This window comes from Bizionia hallyeonensis (genome assembly GCF_042657385.1).
Taxonomy (GTDB): domain Bacteria; phylum Bacteroidota; class Bacteroidia; order Flavobacteriales; family Flavobacteriaceae; genus Algorimicrobium; species Algorimicrobium hallyeonense.
This window is the reverse complement of sequence record NZ_JBHSLA010000022.1, coordinates 1-1,205: the sequence shown is the minus strand read 5'-3', so window position 1 is coordinate 1,205 and position 1,205 is coordinate 1. Positions and strand designations below refer to the sequence as shown.

At 34.6% G+C, this 1,205-nt stretch carries 1 protein-coding gene; it reads left to right on the top strand.

The genetic code is table 11. The annotated features are described in order from the left end of the window. Positions 1-212: 212 nt before the first annotated feature. Positions 213-1,178, top strand: a complete 966-nt coding sequence (locus ACFPH8_RS14990) for an IS110 family RNA-guided transposase (protein WP_376862271.1) — start codon at positions 213-215, stop codon at positions 1,176-1,178. Positions 1,179-1,205 lie beyond the last annotated feature (27 nt).

The window sequence follows — 1,205 nt, the reverse complement described above, 5'->3', positions numbered from 1 at the left end:
CTTAAGTTTACAATTCATTAAATTAGATAAATAATCAGAAAGAACAAAAGAGAGGATTAAGGTTAATATACACGGTGAAGATTAAACTTCGTCAACATTGATAATCCCCTCTCTTTTACTACTTAAACTTCGTTCAGTTCTGTGAGACCTAGATCTCGTTTTTAAGTTGTTGAAATGTGAGTAGCTTCTGTTCTTTCCAAAATTCAGTTCTTATGACTAAAGATAAAAAAATTTATGGTATTGACATCAGCAAAGATGTCTTTGATGTTTACAGTGAAAGCACAGGACATTATCAATTAAAGAATGATGTATCAGGGTTTAAGCAGCTCTTAAAAAGCTTGCCCAAAACAGCATTAGTGGTCATGGAAGCCACAGGCTATTATCACTACAGGTTAGCACAGTTTTTACATAAAAAGTGCGTAACGGTATCTGTAGTAAACCCGTTATCGGTAAAACGGTTTATCCAGATGAAACTAGCCAAAGTAAAAACAGATAAGAGTGATGCTAAATCCATTTGCGAGTACGGAACAGTCAACGAAGTTCCTTTGTACAATGCTTTAACAGACGTACAGAGTGAGTGCTTACAACTCTTTAGATTACTGGATAGTTACGTAAAAAAGAGTACTGCCACGAAGAATAAAATTCATGGAGAAAAAACATTAGGCATTCCTTCAAAAACTGTTTACAATTCCTTACAGCGTGACTTGAAGCATTTGAAGAAAGAGATAGCATTATTAGAGAATAGGCTTTTAGAATTAGTAAAACAAGACCAACAACATCAATTAACCTTATTGCAAACCATACCAGGAATAGGCTTAAAAACAGCCTTGTTTTTAATTGTGGTAACCGATGGGTTTAAGAAGTTTGAGTCGGCATCACAGCTTTGTAGCTATGTAGGAATTACACCCACAATAAGGGAGTCTGGTAGTAGCGTAAGGGGACGTAGCAGGATAAGTAAGGTAGGGAATAGGAAATTACGGAATATGGTTTTTTTAGCAGCACTTTCAGCTTGTACATATAACAAAGCTTGTAAGGCACTTTTTGATAGAATTGTAGCAAAAGGAAAGAGTAAAAAACTGGCATTAATAGCAGTAGCAAATAAATTATTAAAACAGGCATTTGCTATCGCAAAAAGTGGTTTGCCTTATGATGAGAACTTTGTTTCAAAATTAGCTTAAAATTGCTTGTTTTTTAACTCAGTTCTT